The following is a 13,001-nucleotide window of genomic DNA, read 5'->3' on the forward strand; positions in this document are numbered from 1 at the left end:
AGCATCACCCCCGGAAGGGGCACCAGGCGCCGGAGTGGCTGACCAGGCGGAGGTAACCGACTCCGAAGGAGTAGCAACCGGCGCGCAAGCGTCACCTTCAGCAGGGGTGGCAGGCTGCGGGGTGGCTGACCAGGGGGAAGTAACGGGCTGGGAGGGGGTAGCGGACCGCGCGCGGGGCTCACCCCTTGAAGGGGTAGCGGACCGCGCTCCGGCCTCACCCCCCGAAGAGGTACCGAACCGCGCTGCGGTCTCACCCTCTGAAGGGGTAGCGGGCGGCGCTCCGGCCTCCCCCTCCGAAGGGGTAGCGGACCGCGCTCCGGCCTCACTTCCTGAAGGGGTAGCGGGCGGCGTGCGGGTGGTGTGTCGGGAAGGGGTGGACGGCTGGGTGGTGGCGGGTGTGGTGCGGGAAGGGGATGAGGTGGAGGGGGCGGTGTTGGGGACTGGGATGGCCAGGGCGTGGATGACGCCGGAGGGGGCTTCGGTGGCCATCTGGTGAGACAGGGGGGCGAGGAAGGACGGGTTGTGCCAGGTGGCGAGGGACAGGGCGAAGCGGTCGTACGGGATCATCAAGGGATGGGCGGCGATGACACTGCTCATCGGGGGCAGTGACCGCCATTCGGCACGCGGCTCGGGCGCCACCAGAGCCTGGGCGTCGGACATCGTCCGCCCACGCGGGTCCCTCGCCCTCCAAGCCCGCCAAGCGGACGTCGCCAGAGACGACCCCAAGGCGAGCGTCGCCAGAGCCCCCCAGGAGGACGTCGCTGGGCGGTGGGAGGTGCGGCGGGGCCAGGGCCGTTTCATTGGGAGCCGCCGAGAGCCTCGATCTCGGCGACGAACCGGCGGCGGTCGGCGTGCTCCAGATCGAGGATGTCATCGAGGGGCCAGTGGAAGTGGTACGCGACGTATGCGACCTCCCCGTAGAGGCGATGCGTCGCGTAGGTCATGATTCCCCCAGGCGGCTGCCCGAAAGGTCGACGTCGAACTTGTGCCCGCAGTCGGGGCAGGCCACGGCGGCGCGTGCGTGCCCCTCGCTGTTGACCCTGCGGTAGAGGTCCTGGAGGAACGCCAGGTCGGTGGCGAAGAGGTTCTCGATGATCCCGGCGTGGACGTCGGTGACGCCGCCCAGCCGGGTGATCACCCGGCCGAGGAGCACGACGGTGAGGTAGGCGGCGTTCTCCCGTACGCGATCGTCTCGAAGCGGGACGAGTTCGTCGCGAGCGGTGGCCAGCCGCATGACGCCGTCGCGGTGGAGGGTGCCGGACTCGTCGAGATAGCCGCGTGGCAGCCGGAAGGCGAACTCGGTACGCAGGGGCGGCTCCCCGGCGGAAGCCGGGGGCGCCGCCACGGCCATCGAACGGCGCATCCCTACTCGACCTCTAGCTGTTCGTACGTGACGACCAGGGTCTCGGTGAGCACGCTGGTGTCGCCCGCCTTCATGGTGCTGATCTCCAAGCTCTTCGGCCAGGCGTTGGTCAGCTTGTAGCGCTTGATCGGGTTGTTCTCGAAGTCGTAGACGATGATCGCGCCGCCCTTCCGGGCGTTGCTCATCCGGCCGAAGCGCGCATCCTTGGCCCACTGCTCGAAGCTGTTGTCGGCGGTCAGGCCGCGGGTGAGCGTCACCTCGCCCGCCTTGGGACGGCCGGGCAGTTTCTTGACGACGTACTTGCCGTCACCGGTGTTCTGCCGCAGCTCGATGACGTCCTGTTCCATTTTGAGGCCGGAAACCTCGCTGATCTGCTTGATGGTGATGCCGTCGACCTCAAGGCCGAAGGAATGGGCGACCACGGTGTCGAGGTCGGGAAGTGCCATGTGCGATCTCCTACGTTATTCGCTGACGAGGCTGACGCCGCTCGCGCTCTGGGTTACCTGGAAATAGACGAACTCGGCTGGTTTCACCGGCGCGACACCGATCTCGCACACGACTCTGCCTTTTTCGATGCTCTCCGCAGGGTTCGTCTCGCGATCGCACTTGACGTAGAAGGCCTCGTCAGGGGTAAGCCCGAACAGCGCGCCCCGATGCCATTCCATGACGAGGAAGGCGGAGATGGTGCGGCGGATCCTGGCCCACAGGGCGTCGTCGTTGGGCTCGAAGACCACCCATTGGGTGCCGTTCAGAATGGATTCCTGCAAGTAGTTGAACAGGCGCCTGACGTTCAGGTACTTCCATTGCTCGGAGGACAGGGTGCGCGCCCCCCACACCCGGATCCCGCGGCCGGGCATGACGCGGATGCAGTTCACGTTCGTGGGGCTGATCTGATCCTGTTCACTCTGCGTGAGGTGTGTTTCCAGGGCGATCGCACCGCGGACCACTTCGTTGGCCGGAGCTTTGTGCACGCCGCGGGTGGCGTCGTTCCGTGCCCAAACGCCGGCGATGTGGCCGCTCGGCGGGATACGGATCTCACCTTCGGCGAGCGGATTGGAGACCTTGAGCCATGGGTAGTAGAGGGTGGCGTACTCGTTACCCGCCAGACCATCCCCCCAGGCCGCGACTGCTGTCGCGGACAGCCCCGGAGGTGGGTCGAGGATCGCCATCCTGTCCTTCATATTCGCACAGTGATTGATGATCGCCGCCTGTACGCCCTTGACACCGGCCTCGTCGATGGCGTTTCGCTCCAACGCACTCATCAGGTCGGGGATCGCGATCATGGTCACCTCGTCGACCGCTTCCAGCCCGTCCAGTCCGCGGCGCTCATCGGCGCTGCCGATGTACGTTTCCTGGGGCACCTTGGCGGGCAGTTCCGGCGCCGAAACCGGCTCCAGTTCCTTCTCCGGTTCCTGCAGCGTGACGGTTCCGATCGGCAGTTTGGTCAGATCTTCCCCTACCTTCTCCTCGATCTTGACCAGCCGCGATTCCCTGGTCACGGCCGTCGCGATGAAGTCCTTGGCCCCACGTTTCAGCGAAACCTCGATCGGTGGTTCGGCGCTGGTGCCGCGCTTGACCGTGATCATGAATCGATCCTCTGGCGGACGCTCGCCCTCCGCGGTCGGCAGCTCTGCGACCTCGACGGTGATGGCGCGCACTCCCTGCGCCGGCTTCTTGGCGACGATCCGGAAACCGCCGAGGATCGCCTGCGCGTCCGGGGCGGGCGCCGGCGCCGCCGGCTGCGCACCGTCGGCGCCGAGGTGGATCACGTAACAGGCGCCGCCGCCGTTGGCGAAGTAGCCATGGACGGCATTGGGGAGGTAGCAGCCTGCGACGAAACCTCCGAAGACTCTTTTATACTCGCTCCAAGTAGTCACCCGCGTCGCCTGTGAGGGCCCCTTCTCCGCGAATCCGATGAATGCTGCCACAGCTGTAGGGACACCCTCGATCGGCAGAAATGCAGGGATCTCTTCATTCCAAAAGACGCCTGGCGACTGGTCATTCATCGACCCACTCATTGGCGGCCCCTCCTCGGCTACATGGCTACTCGGGTTCTTCCCTGTTCACCGCTACCGTGGCAGCGCCATCGGGCAACCGTGAGGGCGAAGCCGACCACCCTTTCGGGCGGCTAATCGGGCGGGGGGAGGACCGTGTCGATCAGGTAGACGGTCGCGTTGGCCGTCTGGATGTTCGAGCACAGCACCTCGGCGGTGTCGTTCAGGGTGATCTCGCCGGCGGTGCCCTCGGTCTTGATGTCGCCGCCCTGCTTCGTACGCAGCGTGGCTTGGGCTAGGTCGGCCGGGGTCTTACGACCGTCGACCACCTGGTAGCCGAGAAACGAGACGAGAGCCGTCTCGTTGTCGAGCAGTTCTTCGGTCCCCTCGTACTTGTCGAAAGCATCGTTCACCGGGACGAACACGGTGATGTCGGCCTCGTCGTTGAATCTGTCGGTGAAGCCGGCCTGCTCGATGGCCGACACGAAGGTCGACGCCTCGGGAACGTCGGCCAGGGCCGTGGTCACCTGCTCATTCTTGATCTCGGCTCTGCTGCCGGGCCCCGACGACGGGAGCAGGTCGCAGGTCGGGGCGGGGCTGCGCGGGGCCGGTGGGGCCGGTGGGGCTGGACGCGGCGTCCGGGTGGTCGGAGTCTTGGGAGTCGTGGGGGTCTCCGGAGGCTCCGGTGTCTCCGGAGGTGGGCTGCCCCAGCCGGGGTCCGGGCTCCGATCGGTATCGGGCCGCTGCTGATCGGGCCGTTGCTGATCGGGCCGTTGCTGATCGGGCCGCTGCTGCTGATCGGGCCAAGGCTGCGGCGAGCCGCCGTCGGGCGGGGGTACGGGCGATGAGGCGGAGACGAGGGCCGCCGCCAAGCAGATGGACGAGAAGTAAGCCCTGTGGTCCATGGGTCGATGCCTCCCCGAAACGAGACGTCTACCCGAGGCTGTCACCGGGAACGAAGCCATCACCAGTACGAGACATGCCACCAAAAGGGCGGAGAGAACAGCACTTTCGGGCCGCCCGAAAAGGCGAGGTCACTCCCTCCGCTCGACGATCAGATAGTCGAACCCCACGGCCGGACCGCTGAACCCGGCCACGCTGAACGCGTCATCGCTCTGGTCGTCCACGTACACGCCGGTCGCCCCGGAACCGGACAGCCCGTTGTTCGCGACGTCCGTGGTGAGCAGGACGACGCCGTTCTCGACAGAGGTGTCGATCCGCGCCGGATCCCCGAAGGTGGTGGTCTCCACCCCGGCCAGCGAGGAATCGTCGGAGTCGATGACGAGCCAGTTGAACCTGATCTCCACGGGCGCCGGCACCAGGTCGAGCGTCGCCACCGTGAACGCGCCCTCGTTCTTCGCGTCCACCCTGAGGCCCGCGACGGGATCCGCGAGGCCCCCGTCCGTCTCCACCGTCAGCAGGATCACCGACCTGCTCGTGGCCATGGCCGCCGGGACGCTCACCTGGCGCTCGCCCGGCTGGACGCTCCCGGAACCCGCCTCGTAGGACTGGCCGTTGAGCGTCCCGCTGGAGTCCCTCACGATGAGGTAGTTGAAGCCCGTTCCGTCCATGTGCGACCCGTCGAGCGGCTGGACCGAGAAGGAGGTCCAGCCACGGCCGGTGACGCCCAGCGCGCCGGCGAACGGCAGCCAGCCGGGCTGCGTCTCGGCCAAGGGCCCCTGAGACAGATCTGGGGTGACGAAGATCCTCGCCTCATCGGGCAGTCTGGGCGTCTCGACGGAGGTCAACCCGTTGCTCAGCGTGCCGCTTCCCGCCAGGTAGGTCTCCTGATCCAGAATGGCTCGCTCCCGCGCGTTGAGCAGTCCGCCGATGGCGACGGCGGCGACGATGAGGAGGGCGAGGACGAGGACGACCGTCCTCAGCGGCCAGGACGTGACCAGCGGCAACACCGTCCTGGTTCCGTCGACCCGGATCGTCTTCGCGCCGTCGTCGACGTCCACCTTGGTGGCGAAGGGAATCTCGCGCGCCGGCCCGGTGAGGCCAGGTTTCGCCCGCACGCGCAGGGCCAGTTCGGTGTGGCCGGGGGGAATCACGAGCCCGCCCGCCGGCCGGGAGAAGCGCAGCGCGTTCTCGTCGTCCTCCGCGCGAACCCGTACCCGATGGGTCAGGTTTCCCCGGTTGGCGAACACCACCATGTGGTGGGTCATCCACCAGCCCCGGGAGTCCTTCGGGGCCAGCTCGACGGAGAGGTCGTCGAACCCGGCCACCACGCATTGGCCCTCCGCGGTGGCCGTGATGCCGGAGTTGATCTGGGAACGGGCCCGTACGGTGAAACCCACCGTCCCCGCACGGACGGACGAGGAGCGCGGCGGGGCGAAGGTGACCACGTACTCGGCCGCGTCGTCCGGCTGGATCACGAGTTCCTCGGGCACGACCGTCGCGTACGGCGCCGCGCCGCCCTCGACCACGACGCCGGCCCGTTCCACCCGGGTGCCCCTGTTGCGCACCGTCACAGTCGTGGAGACCCGCTCGCCGGGAGTGCAGGCGACGGGGCTGCCGGACAGACTGACGGCCAGTTCGGCGTGCTGCTCCTGGAGCGGCGGCTCGGCGGGCTGTGGTCGCCGGGTGTCGTCCTCGGCGTCACGCCGCTCCCAGGCGAGGTACTCCCCGCACCCGGCGCAGAACCTGGTGCCGTCCGGATTCTGGTCGCCGCACTTCGGACAGGTGACGCTCATCCAGAACCTCCGGTGCGGTGGCTTTCGGGGCGCAGTGTCAGCGGCTTGGTGACCGGTGGCGACACGGGCGTGGGAGGCTCCGGCATCATCGGAGCGCTGATCACGACGTTGACGAACGGCCGCAGTCCCGCGCCCGACGCGGCCAGCGCCGCCGCGAGGGCGCGGTCGTCCGGTGGCGGCACGGCGGCCGCCATCGGGACCGGCAGCCCGAGATCCGCCAGCGAGCCCGTCAGCCGCTCGGCGGGGATGGCGTCCTGCGCGAGGAACGCCCGCAGGGTGGCGTCCAGGAGCCGGTGCTCCTCCTCCGGCTGCGGCGCCCACACCGTCACCAGGTACGACAGCCGCACATAGCGGGGCGGGCAACGCCTGACCGTCAACGCGCCGTCGGAGTCGTACTCGTTGATCGTGCCCTGCCGGCGCCTGCCCTGATCCTCACGGATGTCGTACAGCTGCAGGTGCACCGTCGCGGCCGTCCGCTCCCCGCCGGGCGCGCCGAAGGAGACCTCCGTCTTCGAGCGCCGCACCACCTCCCGGCGGACCAGCTCCTCCAGCGCCCGGTCCACCTCTCCGATGACGCCGCCCTGCCCGGTCACAGCAGCCCGTTGCGCAGGGCGTAGGCGACGGCGTGGGCCCGGTTGCGCAGGTGGAGCCGGGTGGTGATGTCATGCAGGACGGTCTTCACCGTACGCTGCGAGTACGACAGGGCGGCGGCGATCTCCGCCGTGTCGCACCCTTCGGCGATCAGCCGCAGCACCTGCACCTCCCGCTCGGCCAGGCCGGCGAAGGTCAGCCCGCGCGGCCCGAGCGTCTCGCCCTGCACCCGGCTGACCTGGGTGAGCAGCCGGCCGAGCAGATCCGGCGGCATGACACCCGCGCCGTCGGTGGCCGACTGGATCGCCGCGACGAGCCGCTCCGGGCTGGCCTCGGCGCGGCGTACGACACCCGAAACGCCGATCTCCACGATGGCGAGCAGGCCGCTGTCGTCCACGGTCCCCGCGACGACCACCAGCCGGAGACTTCCATGGCATCGCAGCGCCTGCAGGACGCCCAGCGTGTCGGCGCACACGCTGTCGGCCACCACCAGCGCGACCTGCGCCTTCTCCGGACTGTCCGTTTCCAGGATCTCGATCTCGGGCCGCTGCTTGAGCTGGCTCAGCACACCTGCGCGGGAGATGGGGTCGTGAGCCTTCACGACTACCTGGATGCGCTCCATCCCATCTCCATTCGACTTCGCTCTGGCGAGCCGGCACCTCCGAAAATGGCACAGAAAGCACGCGAGACGAGGAAGCCACATCCTGGACACAGGCAAAGAATGCGACAACGCAGCTTTGCCCCGCCCCTGCAAATCGGGGTTGTCGCCGCCGTTCTGAGGCGCCTTCATCGCCAGTTCCCGCGTCTTCTCTGGCACCCTGTTCGACATGTCCGCCGATGCGCCCAGTGCGTCCCAGGAGCCCGCGCGATCCTTGCCGCACCCGCCATCGGCCCAGCCGCTCCGAACAGCCGGCCGAGTGTCCCGGACGGCCGGCTACGCCCTCGCCTTCGTCGTCCACCTTCTGGCGCCGGCCTTCCTGGTCACCGGCATCTACCTGATCGCCGGCCTGACCATAGGCGGCATCCTGTTCGGTCTGGTGGCGCTGGACCTCGCCTGGCTGCTGCGTCCCCGCCCCGCCCCCTTCCCCGCCTCCGCCGTGCCTCTCACCCGCTCCGACGCCCCTCACCTGTACGCCCTCATCGACGGCATCGGCGTGGCCCTGGCGGCGCCCCGTACAGATCTGGTCGCCATCAGCGGCGAGGTCAACGCCTCGTTCCGTGCCTACGGCCCGCGACGCCGTCGTCTGGTGGAGATCGGCTACCCGCTCTGGCTGATCCTCACCCCGGAGGAACGCGTCGCCCTGCTGGCCCACGAGATGGCCCACTCCAGGAACGGCGACGCCAGGCACGGCCTCGTGGTCGGCAGCGCCCTGCGCTCGCTCCACGAACTCCGCGTGGTCACCCGCTTCGGGTGGCGCCCCGGCGACGGCGGATCGGTCCTGGTCACCCGGTGCCTCCTCGCCCTCCTGGGCGTCCCCGTCCGCGCCCTGATCTTCCTGCTGGAACTCCTCCTGAACCACTCCTCCCAACAGGCCGAATACCGTGCCGACGAGATGCAGGCCCAGGTGGCCGGCTCCGCGGCCACCGCCTCGCTCCTGGACGTCCTGTCCACCCGCGCCCCCTCCGTCAGCGACTTCCTCGGCTCCAGCGCCGTGGCCGTGGGAACGTGGAACCTGTGGACGGCTCTCCGGTCCCATGTGGACGCCATCCCTCAGGCCGAACTCGACCAACGCCGCGAGGCCGCCCGCGTGGAGAGGACTCGGGTGGACACGACCCATCCGCCGACGCACCTGCGCATGCGACGCGTGCTGGCGCTGCCGTATCCGACGCCCCGGATATCCGCTGCGGCGATGGAGCAGATCGAGGAAGAGCTCGAGCAGGCGGCAGGGCGCGTGGCGCGGAGCCTACGGGAGAACGCCCAGTCGGCCCGCTACCGATGAGCCACGCGGCCTCCAACGCCTTGCGGCCATCGCTTCAGTCCAGGCAGGACTGGATGCCGCGATTTCGTGACCTGCACGAACATGCCCGGCAACCGTTCTGACCTGCCAAAACTGTACGCATCGCTACGACATTAAACGCGGCTTCACGCCCGTTGATGTGCCCTCTGTGTGCCCTGACGTCACTCCCCTGGGCGCTCGGGGAGCTTGGCCCCTGGCTCGCCGACGTACCAGCGCACGAACGCTCGGAGCACCTTGGACATGTCGGCCTCTGGGTCGGGTCCGCGCTCGACGGCATCGCCGAAGCGCTCCCACAGGTCATCGGTGGTGCGGAACCGGCGCATGCCGCTTGGTGGCTTCTCTGCCATTTTAGTGCCTCTCTTGTCGCTACAGAAAGTCTCTCACACTGCTTGTACTGTCGCTACAATGTAGCTACAGTTTAGACATCAGCACGGAGCGAGACACCAGGGAGACGAGATGGCCCGCACCACCCCCACCGCCGACGAGAAGGCCACCGCCTCGATCCTGATCGCGATGCACACGGCGCTCAGCCGGAACATCCCCGAACTGCGGGACCGGTTCCTCGCTGACCAGACGCCCGAGATCCGGGACGGCTACTGGTGCGAGCTCGCCGACGCCCGCGAACTGCTCGACCTCTGACCCCACAAGCGGACGGGCCAGGTGTGCAACCACCCGGCCCGCCCTGAGCCCCCACCCTGACTAGACCAGGAGAGAGCCTTGTCTGATCACATCACGTCCACCGACATTCCCGCCACCGTCCGGGAGCGCGCCGAGCAGGCCGGCCGTAGGGCTGCCGAGCGGTTCATCGCGCAGTACCAGTCCGAGATGAGGGCGCACGAGAGGTCGTTCGCTGACCGCGAAGCTGGGATCGCCCCCACCCCCGCCAGCTGGTTGAGCGAAGACCCATGCCCGGCATGGTGCGCGGGCGGCCTGGACCACGACGAGAGCACTCACCCGGACGACAGAAACCACTGGTCACCGACGCACTCGGTTGACCTGGTCACCATGGAACCGGTGGTCGCTGGCTACCCGACGAGGTGGGCGCCCGACCAGGTGAACCTCGCCCTGGAGCAGAAGTACCGGGAGCGGGAGGCGCGCGTGTGCCTCGGCAAGGGAGACGACACGATCATCTGGGCGACGCTCGCCGAGGCCGAGGAGACCGCGTTCGCCCTGCTCGCTCTGGTCCGTGAGGCGCGCGGTCTGTCCGCCCCGGTCGGGATGCCGTTCGACACGGAGGGCCGCTGCCAGGACAGGTCGTGTCGCCACTGCTACGGCCAGTCGGACGTGTCGGCGTGAGCGAGGAGAAGCGGGCACCCCGCGTCAACTTGGACTTGGTCGAGCACTTGGACGACCGCGCCGCCTTGTTCGAGGTGAACCTGGTCCGTGGCGAGGAGCCGCGCGTGCAGGTCCTCCTGACGGACCTCGACGGCAGCGAGCACGAGGGCCGCCTGACCCCGGACGCGGCTTGGCTGATCCACCGCATCATCGCCACCTACGACCGCCGTGCCATCAGGGAGCTGGGCGTCCTGCTCGGCGAGGGCGCCACCCTGATCAACTCCGAGGAGCCGCAGTCATGAAGGCGGACGACTTCGAGCACCTGGACTGCATCAGTGCGGCCTGGCCCGACGACACCACCTTCTCGCTCTCGATCGTGCGCAGCCTGGACGACAAGCAGCTGCACATCGAGATCGAATGGGACAGCATCGGCTGCGACCGGTCAGTACGCGTCCCGCTGGACGTACCGGCCGAGCTGGGCTCGGCTGACGGCGTGTGGGAGGCCATCGCCCGGCATGTGGAGGCGGGCCAGTGACGCGCGGATATCCCAACCGGATCTCGGCGGCGAGGAAGCGGCGTCTGCGCGCTCGCCTCGCCGCTCGGGACGGCCGCTGGTGCTTCTACTGCCGGACGACCTTCGACGACCTGGACCGGGCGACCTTCGATCACTACATTCCGCGGACGGTCGGGAAGGTGTGGGGACCGCGCGGCCTGGTGCTCGCGTGTGGGCCCTGCAACTGGGCGAAGGCCGACCGGCTCCCGCTCGGCCTGGTGCTCGTGCTGCTGGCTAGTGGCAATGTGCCCGTGCCCATTTCCACTAGCCAGGTGCGGGAGGCAGCGTGAACGACGTCGAGATCACGGACGACCAGTACGAACTCGTCTTCGGCGTGATCGCCCTGAAGGACCTCGACTGGGCGTGCATCGTGGCCACCGCCACGGCGGAGGAGATAGCACTGCTACAGCGCTGGGTCGCGCGCTGGCGGAACGCCTCCGACGACTGAACCGGGACGCGGCTCGACTGCCGCCGCTGCTCCACTCTCACGGGTGGGCGGCGCCGGCTTTCGCGGTCTCGCGACCGGTCGCGAGACCGGTCGCCGGTACGGCTTGCCGGCGCGTACTGGACGCGACCACTTCGGCGACCGGTCGCCGTCGATTCGAGGTCACGATCTTGGTCACGAACGGGGTCACGGTCGGGGTCAACACGGTTCCGGATCCGTACAGGTCAGTACGCGGTTTCCGGTCGTACTGGTGGTCACGATGGCCGACGAGATGACGACCGGCATGGCGACCGAATGTGACCCGCGATGCGACTGCCAATGTGACCTCGCGTGTGACCCCATCGGGGCTCGTCCGTCCACCGTGGAACGGACGTACTGGCCTGCACCGGGGCGCGCTCCCGTGGGCGCCATCGCGGCATGCTCGTCCACCTGTTCGGAGGTGGACGAGAGGGTGGACGGGCCCATCATGAGACAGCACAACACGAGGAGATGAACCACCCATGAAGATCACACTTGCCGGTGACGCGACCGAAGTTCGGACGACGCTCCGCCACCTCCTGCTCGATGTCCCCAACGTGACCCCGGAGGAACTGAAGGTGCACGAGGACGGGACCGCCACCGTGACCGCCGACGTCTCCGATGAGCACGCCGAGCTGGTCGCGCGGATCGCCGTCAACGTGCTGCGGACCTGACCCACACGACCGCCCCCACGGGGGTGCCACGCGATCTAGGCCGGGGGTGCAACGGGGCTGTGGAAAGGGGGTGCCACGACCCGCCACGCTCCCCCTGCAACGGGCCCCGTTGCATGCCTCTGACCAGTAGCCCACACGCCCGGCCCGTTACGGGGTGCCACGCTCCGGCCGGCGGCGGCCACGGTCCACGGGTCGCAGCCATGATCGAGTACCCCTCTCGGCGATGTGCACGAAGATCGACATCCCCTTCTGGGGAACATGCACGAAGGTGCACAGCTGATCAACAACCCCTCCCCCGGAGGTCCACACGGGGTGCACAGCTGATCCACATCCCCGCTCCGTGCACCTCGTAGACCTGCTCTACGTACGCGCGCGCGTCTACGCACATGCGGAGGTCCACGGATGCATGCCAAGCGATCTTGATGAAGCCCGCCGAGGGCATCCCGATCTGTCGAATCAGGAACATGTTACTGATTTGCCAGCCTCGCGAGAATCCGCCGCTACATCCACACAGAGTGACGAAATGTTGTCGCAAGCCTCGTCGGGCAGAGATTGTCTTATGTCCCACTGTTCTCCGCATAGGGGACGCCGGGGGAGGGGCTCTGAGACAATAATTGTCCCCGAATGTCGGGATTACGGAGCGAAACCGTAGCCGCGGCGGGGGAGGGGATGTCGATCTTGGTCGGTGTCTGCTACTCGTCGGCCTGACGATCAACGACGAACGTGCCCTTCTGCGGCAACGTGATCAACGCACCTTCGTCCCTGAGCGCTCCGACCGCGCGGCGGATCGTACTGACTGACACGCCCAGCTCGTCGGCCATCCGCCGCTCGGACGGGATCGGCAGGCCCGGCCGGTACTGGCCTGCAGCTATACGGCGTTTGATCTCAGCCGCAACTTGATCCCAGACGTACGAGTCCGCACGAAACTCCATGCCCTAAACGGTACTGACCTGCATAGATGCGCCTTCCAGCGCCTAGCACTGCCCTGCACTGCGTCGCAGAGGTAGCAGTGCATAGCAGTACGGTGCAGACTTGAGTCCGGACATGGAACGGGCCCGCTCTCGCGCTGGTGACGCGGGCGGGCCCCATCGCACGGGAAGGTGCGACGACGTATGGAGAGTAACCCGGTCCCCGAGATCGTCGGGTGCGATGTCGAACTCGCAGGCGGCGGCGGATATCTGATCACGCACAAGGGCAGCCGCGACACCGCCGTAGCCCTGACCGCCGAGCAGGCGGAGATCGAGGGCATAGTCCTTCGGGTCGCCGCCTCCTGGCAGCGCCCGAGCGAGATCCCGTTCCGGACGGGCGAGGCGTCGTGAACGGGCCGGTAGACCCGAAGACCCTCCCCCTGTGCCGGCACTGCGGCGAGCGCATCCACGAGGTCAACGGCGTCATGGAGGTCTTTTACCAGGGATGGGACCCTGGCTTACCTCT

At 68.1% G+C, this 13,001-nt stretch carries 19 protein-coding genes; 9 read left to right on the top strand and 10 right to left on the bottom strand.

Going from position 1 to position 13,001, the window contains the following annotated elements; genetic code table 11:
- Positions 1 to 797: 797 nt before the first annotated feature.
- From ACIBQX_RS32765 to ACIBQX_RS32800, 8 genes are all read right to left on the bottom strand, one after another.
- The gene (locus tag ACIBQX_RS32765) at positions 798 to 944 is read right to left on the bottom strand and encodes a DUF6760 family protein (protein ID WP_397011354.1); all 147 of its coding nucleotides are present in this window, start codon (positions 942 to 944) and stop codon (positions 798 to 800) included.
- A complete protein-coding gene (locus ACIBQX_RS32770; RefSeq protein WP_397011356.1) occupies positions 941 to 1,363 on the bottom strand; it encodes a hypothetical protein in 423 nt (140 codons plus the stop codon). Before ACIBQX_RS32770 ends, ACIBQX_RS32765 begins: the two co-directional genes overlap by 4 nt.
- 2 nt (positions 1,364 to 1,365) lie before the next feature.
- Positions 1,366 to 1,809: a phage tail protein gene (locus ACIBQX_RS32775; protein WP_397011358.1), complete on the bottom strand. Its 444-nt coding sequence runs from the start codon at positions 1,807 to 1,809 to the stop codon at positions 1,366 to 1,368.
- A gap of 15 nt (positions 1,810 to 1,824) precedes the next feature.
- Positions 1,825 to 3,369, bottom strand: a complete 1,545-nt coding sequence (locus tag ACIBQX_RS32780; RefSeq protein WP_397011360.1) for a phage tail sheath family protein — start codon at positions 3,367 to 3,369, stop codon at positions 1,825 to 1,827.
- Positions 3,370 to 3,491: 122 nt separating this feature from the next.
- On the bottom strand, positions 3,492 to 3,884 hold the full coding sequence (locus tag ACIBQX_RS32785; RefSeq protein WP_397011362.1) for a fasciclin domain-containing protein: 393 nt from the start codon (positions 3,882 to 3,884) through the stop codon (positions 3,492 to 3,494).
- 507 nt (positions 3,885 to 4,391) lie between these two features.
- Positions 4,392 to 6,053, bottom strand: coding sequence for a zinc-ribbon domain-containing protein (locus ACIBQX_RS32790; RefSeq protein WP_397011364.1), 1,662 nt, complete (start codon positions 6,051 to 6,053; stop codon positions 4,392 to 4,394).
- Positions 6,050 to 6,646 carry a DUF4255 domain-containing protein gene (locus tag ACIBQX_RS32795; RefSeq protein WP_397011366.1) on the bottom strand — a complete coding sequence of 199 codons (597 nt, stop codon included), beginning with the start codon at positions 6,644 to 6,646 and terminating at the stop codon, positions 6,050 to 6,052. Before ACIBQX_RS32795 ends, ACIBQX_RS32790 begins: the two co-directional genes overlap by 4 nt.
- Complete coding sequence (locus ACIBQX_RS32800) at positions 6,643 to 7,266, bottom strand: LuxR C-terminal-related transcriptional regulator (protein ID WP_397011368.1); 624 nt, start codon at positions 7,264 to 7,266, stop codon at positions 6,643 to 6,645. The genes ACIBQX_RS32795 and ACIBQX_RS32800 overlap by 4 nt, the downstream gene beginning before the upstream one ends.
- Positions 7,267 to 7,561: 295 nt before the next feature.
- Between ACIBQX_RS32800 and ACIBQX_RS32805 the strand changes: the two genes are divergently transcribed.
- Positions 7,562 to 8,584, top strand: a complete 1,023-nt coding sequence (locus ACIBQX_RS32805; protein WP_397011370.1) for a M48 family metalloprotease — start codon at positions 7,562 to 7,564, stop codon at positions 8,582 to 8,584.
- Between the two features lie 179 nt (positions 8,585 to 8,763).
- Here the strand turns inward: ACIBQX_RS32805 and ACIBQX_RS32810 are convergent, their stop codons facing one another.
- Complete coding sequence (locus tag ACIBQX_RS32810) at positions 8,764 to 8,949, bottom strand: hypothetical protein (RefSeq protein WP_397011372.1); 186 nt, start codon at positions 8,947 to 8,949, stop codon at positions 8,764 to 8,766.
- A gap of 109 nt (positions 8,950 to 9,058) precedes the next feature.
- On the opposite strand from ACIBQX_RS32810, the gene ACIBQX_RS32815 reads away from it, so the two are divergent.
- From ACIBQX_RS32815 to ACIBQX_RS32845, 7 genes are all read left to right on the top strand, one after another.
- Positions 9,059 to 9,241, top strand: a complete 183-nt coding sequence (locus tag ACIBQX_RS32815; protein WP_397011374.1) for a hypothetical protein — start codon at positions 9,059 to 9,061, stop codon at positions 9,239 to 9,241.
- 78 nt (positions 9,242 to 9,319) lie between these two features.
- Complete coding sequence (locus ACIBQX_RS32820) at positions 9,320 to 9,898, top strand: DUF6907 domain-containing protein (RefSeq protein ID WP_397011376.1); 579 nt, start codon at positions 9,320 to 9,322, stop codon at positions 9,896 to 9,898.
- Positions 9,895 to 10,179 carry a hypothetical protein gene (locus ACIBQX_RS32825; RefSeq protein ID WP_397011378.1) on the top strand — a complete coding sequence of 95 codons (285 nt, stop codon included), beginning with the start codon at positions 9,895 to 9,897 and terminating at the stop codon, positions 10,177 to 10,179. Before ACIBQX_RS32820 ends, ACIBQX_RS32825 begins: the two co-directional genes overlap by 4 nt.
- Entirely contained in the window at positions 10,176 to 10,412 is a 237-nt protein-coding gene (locus ACIBQX_RS32830) for a hypothetical protein (RefSeq protein ID WP_397011380.1), read from the top strand. The genes ACIBQX_RS32825 and ACIBQX_RS32830 overlap by 4 nt, the downstream gene beginning before the upstream one ends.
- Positions 10,409 to 10,720 carry an HNH endonuclease gene (locus ACIBQX_RS32835; protein ID WP_397011382.1) on the top strand — a complete coding sequence of 104 codons (312 nt, stop codon included), beginning with the start codon at positions 10,409 to 10,411 and terminating at the stop codon, positions 10,718 to 10,720. Before ACIBQX_RS32830 ends, ACIBQX_RS32835 begins: the two co-directional genes overlap by 4 nt.
- Positions 10,717 to 10,878 (top strand): hypothetical protein, encoded by a 162-nt coding sequence (locus ACIBQX_RS32840; protein ID WP_397011384.1) that lies wholly within the window; start codon positions 10,717 to 10,719, stop codon positions 10,876 to 10,878. Before ACIBQX_RS32835 ends, ACIBQX_RS32840 begins: the two co-directional genes overlap by 4 nt.
- Before the next feature lie 497 nt (positions 10,879 to 11,375).
- On the top strand, positions 11,376 to 11,567 hold the full coding sequence (locus tag ACIBQX_RS32845; protein WP_397011386.1) for a hypothetical protein: 192 nt from the start codon (positions 11,376 to 11,378) through the stop codon (positions 11,565 to 11,567).
- A 692-nt stretch (positions 11,568 to 12,259) separates the two neighbouring features.
- On the opposite strand, the gene ACIBQX_RS32850 is transcribed toward ACIBQX_RS32845, so the two are convergent.
- Positions 12,260 to 12,499 carry a winged helix-turn-helix domain-containing protein gene (locus tag ACIBQX_RS32850; protein ID WP_397011388.1) on the bottom strand — a complete coding sequence of 80 codons (240 nt, stop codon included), beginning with the start codon at positions 12,497 to 12,499 and terminating at the stop codon, positions 12,260 to 12,262.
- A 180-nt stretch (positions 12,500 to 12,679) separates the two neighbouring features.
- Here ACIBQX_RS32850 and ACIBQX_RS32855 point away from each other — a divergent pair, with 180 nt between their 5' ends.
- Positions 12,680 to 12,886 carry a hypothetical protein gene (locus tag ACIBQX_RS32855; RefSeq protein ID WP_397011390.1) on the top strand — a complete coding sequence of 69 codons (207 nt, stop codon included), beginning with the start codon at positions 12,680 to 12,682 and terminating at the stop codon, positions 12,884 to 12,886.
- Positions 12,887 to 13,001 lie beyond the last annotated feature (115 nt).

Source organism: Nonomuraea sp. NPDC049714 (assembly GCF_044465295.1).
Classification (GTDB): Bacteria; Actinomycetota; Actinomycetes; order Streptosporangiales; family Streptosporangiaceae; genus Nonomuraea.